Below are 3976 nucleotides of genomic sequence, written 5' to 3' on the forward strand. Positions count from 1 at the left end.
CTGTTGCTCCATCGATCGCCGGGGTCAACGCGACCACCGCCGCGACGCGCCCGTCCTCGGCGGCAGCGCGCACGACGTGACCGCCGGAGAGCGAAATACCCCACAGCACTATGCGTTCCGGGTCGACGGTAGGAAGCTGCCGGGCGGCGGTAATCGCGGCGCGGTAGTCCCGGCGCTGGCGTGTGGCCGACACCAGCTGGCGCGGCGACCCGCTCGACCCGCCGAACCCGCGGTAGTCGAACAACACCACGTCGAATCCGGCACCAGCGAAGCCGCGCGCATAGTCCATCAAGGCGCTGGTGTCCCGCGTGCCGGCGAATCCCGGTGCCATCACCACGCAAGGCACTCCGCGCGCTCCGGCGAACGCGTCGCCTTTCGCCTTGAAATGCCAAGCGGCGCAACGGTCGCGGCCACTGATGAAGCTGATCTCGTCCATACCGGTCCTCGTCCGAAGGTGTTTCTTCTGACGCAGAACCTATGGCGCAAGAGCCCCGGGCGGAATCGCCAGAGGCACACTTCCGCCGCAATGTAGTGTGCGGCAGCACACCGTATCCGGGACCGGGTTGTGCCACGCTGGCCGCAATGCTCAAGGACTCGACACCCGACGCCGTGGTGGCGGTCAAGTAGATCGGTGAACAAATGCGACAACTGACGGCACTCGATGCCCTATTCCTGGCCGCCGAAAACGACCGCACCCAAGGTCATGTGAGCGCGTTGGCGGTGTATGACCCCGTTACCGCGGCCCGCCGACCGCTCGACGCGGCGCTTGTTCGTGAGCTGGTGACCGAGCGGCTGCACCTGCTTCCTCCGTTGCGGTGGCGACTGGCTCGTGTGCCTTTCGGCCTCGACCACCCGTACTGGGTTGATCAGGGCGCTATCGATGTCGATTACCACGTCCGCGAAATCAGACTTCCCGCACCTGGCGATGAGCGCCAGCTGGCTGAGCAGGTGGCTGACCTGATCGCCAGCCTTCTGGACCGGTCACGCCCACTGTGGGAGATGTACGTGATCCACGGGCTGCACGACGGTGCGGTGGCGGTGCTGACGAAGATTCATCACGCCGCCGTTGACGGAGTCTCGGGCGCCGAGGTCATGCGCATGCTGCTCGACGACGCGTCGACCGGTCGGGCGATGTCACCTGCGTCCGCCATACCTGCCGAGCGCTTCCCCTCCGACGTGGAGATGCTGGGCCGCGGCATGGTCGGGATGGCGCGCCATCCTGTTCGGGCGTTGCGCGCGATGCCCACCACCTTGCCTCACCTCGACGACGTACCGCCGATCCGCCACCTGCCCGGGGTGAAGATGATTGCCAGGACCAGCCGTCTGATCAGCCGGCTCGCGGCCGCAGCGGGTGATGGAACCGTCGCGCAGGGCAACGACCTCGTCGCGCCCAATACCCCATTCCAAACTCGGGTATCGGCGCAGCGCCGGGTCGCGTTCGGGTCGATGAGTCTTGATGACGTCAAGGCGATCAAGAACACGTTCGGGTGCACCGTCAATGACGTGGTCTTGGCCGTTTGCGCGGCCGCGCTGCGCTGCTGGCTCGAGGGGCGGGGTGAGCTACCGGCCGAACCGCTGCTGGGCATCATCCCGGTTTCGGTGCGCACCCGAGAGCAGATGGGGACCTTCGGAAACCAGGTCTCGGCGATGATCGTCGAACTACCGACCATCACGGCCGACGCGGGTGAGCGGCTACGCCGGGTCAGCCAGACAATGAGCGAGGCCAAGAAACAACACCGCTCGTTGCCCGTGTCGCTCATGCGCGACGCCACCGGCGTCATTCCCCCGGCGCTGTTCACCTCGGCCGCCCGTGCAAGGTCCCAGGCGACCCGGCTCCCCGGCGTCAACCAGCCCGTCAACCTGATGATCTCGAATGTCCCCGGTCCTTCGGCACCGGTGTACCTGGCCGGCGCACGGCAACGGGCGCAGTTCCCGATCTCCGGGGTAAAGGACGGTATCGGCCTGAACATCACGGTGTTCAGCTACCAGGATTCTCTCGAAATCGGCATCGTTGTCGACCGCGAGCAGGCCGATGACCCGTGGCCCATCCTGGATGCCCTGCGGGCAGGTCTGCGTGAGCTTCGTGATCTGGCCAACGTCCGCCCTTCGGTCATCCACCTCAAGCGGCGAGCAGGGAGGAGTCCTCATGGCGCGTCCGTCAGGTAATCCCGATTTCGATTTGTTCCGGCTTCCTGATGAACACAACGAACTTCGCGCCGTGTTGCGCGACCTGTGCGAAAAGGAAATCGCCCCGTACGCCGCAGAAGTCGACGAGCATTCGCGTTTCCCGGAGGAGGCGTTCAAGGCGCTGAACGCTGCGGGCTTCTCGGCGGTGCATGTGCCCGAGGGGTACGGCGGCCAGGGCGCCGACGCGGTGGCCACCTGCATCGTGATCGAAGAGATTGCGCGGGTGGATGCCTCGGCGTCGCTGATCCCGGGAGTCAACAAGCTGGGCACCATGGGGCTGATCCTGGCCGGGTCGGACGAGCTGAAGAAGCAGGTTCTACCGACGCTGGCGTCGGGCGAGGCGATGGCGTCGTATGCGCTCTCGGAGCGGGAGGCAGGAAGCGACGCGGCCTCGATGCGCACCCGGGCTCGTCAGGACGGCGACCAGTGGATCCTCAATGGCACCAAATGCTGGATCAGCAACGGCGGCAAGTCGACGTGGTACACGGTCATGGCGGTGACCGATCCCGACAAGGGCGCCAACGGAATATCGGCGTTCATGGTCCACAGGGACGACGACGGTTTCAGCGTCGGCCCCAAGGAAAAGAAACTCGGCATCAAGGGTTCCCCGACCACCGAGCTGTATTTCGACAACTGCCGCATTCCGGGTGACCGGATCATCGGCGAGCCCGGAACGGGCTTCAAAACCGCGCTGGCGACGCTCGATCACACCCGCCCGACCATCGGTGCCCAAGCGGTGGGTATCGCGCAGGGAGCGCTCGACGCGGCGATCGTATACACCAAGGAGCGCAAGCAGTTTGGCAGGCCGATCAGCGTCTTCCAGGGCGTGCAGTTCATGCTGGCCGACATGGCGATGAAGATCGAGGCTGCCCGGTTGATGGTGTACACGGCCGCGGCACGCGCCGAACGTGGGGAGGCTGCGCTCGGGTTCATCTCGTCAGCATCCAAGTGCTTTGCCTCAGACGTAGCCATGGAGGTCACCACCGACGTCGTGCAGCTGTTCGGCGGCGCCGGCTACACCCAGGACTTCCCGGTAGAGCGGATGATGCGCGACGCCAAGATCACCCAGATCTACGAGGGCACCAACCAGATTCAGCGGGTCGTGATGGCCCGGGCTCTGCTCGGCTAATGGCAATGAACAGCCTCGGCAGGTGTGCGGTGGCACACTAAACCCATGACGGCGGCTGCGCCGAGCGCGCGAACGTATGAACTGATCGCTGCTATCGCGGATCGACTCGCCCTCGAAGCCGATGAAACTATCGCCGCGATGGACGCCGCAGTGATGGAGGTTGTCCCGGAGTTCGGCGCCGACGCCGCGATCGCGGCCGAGCTCACCGCGACCAACCGCGGCAACTGGCAGCGATTCCTGGCGGTGGCGCGCCAGGCGCAATCCCCGCTATTGGAGGCGGTCCCGCCCGAGGCCCTTGACTCCGCCCGGACCGTCGTGCGCCGCGGCATCGACCTGGACAGACTCTATGAGGGCTACCGGCGCGGCCAGCAGATTGGACTCAAGCGCTGGCTCGCCTGCGCATATGAGATTGTCGAGCCGGGGCCTGAGCTGATCGGTGTCACCGAGCTGTCGCTGTCACTCGCCTTCGGCTATATCGACCAGATACTCGGTCGCGTGCTGGCGGAGGCCCAGCGCGAGCGCGAAGAGATCATCGGCGGCGCGCTTGCGCGGCGCACCGAGACCATCCGATTGATCCTCGACGGCGCCCCGATCGACCCCACCGCCGCGAGCCGCCGCCTCGGCTACGAGCTGGACCGCCGGCATACCTCGGTCGTGGTG

4 protein-coding genes and 1 pseudogene are annotated in these 3976 nt (G+C 66.0%); 4 read left to right on the forward strand and 1 reads right to left on the reverse strand.

The window, feature by feature from the left end; genetic code table 11:
- The coding region (locus WB785_RS02465) for an alpha/beta hydrolase (protein ID WP_424077111.1) at positions 1–436 on the reverse strand (436 nt) is incomplete at its 3' end.
- A gap of 41 nt (positions 437–477) precedes the next feature.
- Here WB785_RS02465 and WB785_RS02470 point away from each other — a divergent pair.
- The 4 genes and pseudogenes from WB785_RS02470 to WB785_RS02485 all read left to right on the forward strand — a co-directional run.
- Positions 478–627: a hypothetical protein gene (locus tag WB785_RS02470; RefSeq protein WP_424077112.1), complete on the forward strand. Its 150-nt coding sequence runs from the start codon at positions 478–480 to the stop codon at positions 625–627.
- 12 nt (positions 628–639) lie between these two features.
- On the forward strand, positions 640–2166 hold the full coding sequence (locus WB785_RS02475) for a WS/DGAT/MGAT family O-acyltransferase (RefSeq protein ID WP_424077113.1): 1527 nt from the start codon (positions 640–642) through the stop codon (positions 2164–2166).
- The gene (locus WB785_RS02480; RefSeq protein WP_424077114.1) at positions 2147–3316 is read left to right on the forward strand and encodes an acyl-CoA dehydrogenase; all 1170 of its coding nucleotides are present in this window, start codon (positions 2147–2149) and stop codon (positions 3314–3316) included. Before WB785_RS02475 ends, WB785_RS02480 begins: the two co-directional genes overlap by 20 nt.
- A 45-nt stretch (positions 3317–3361) precedes the next feature.
- Positions 3362–3976 (forward strand): annotated as a pseudogene (locus WB785_RS02485) (PucR family transcriptional regulator); the annotation flags it as partial.

Source organism: Mycobacterium sp., from assembly GCF_049585075.1.
In the GTDB taxonomy this organism is placed as follows: domain Bacteria; phylum Actinomycetota; class Actinomycetes; order Mycobacteriales; family Mycobacteriaceae; genus Mycobacterium.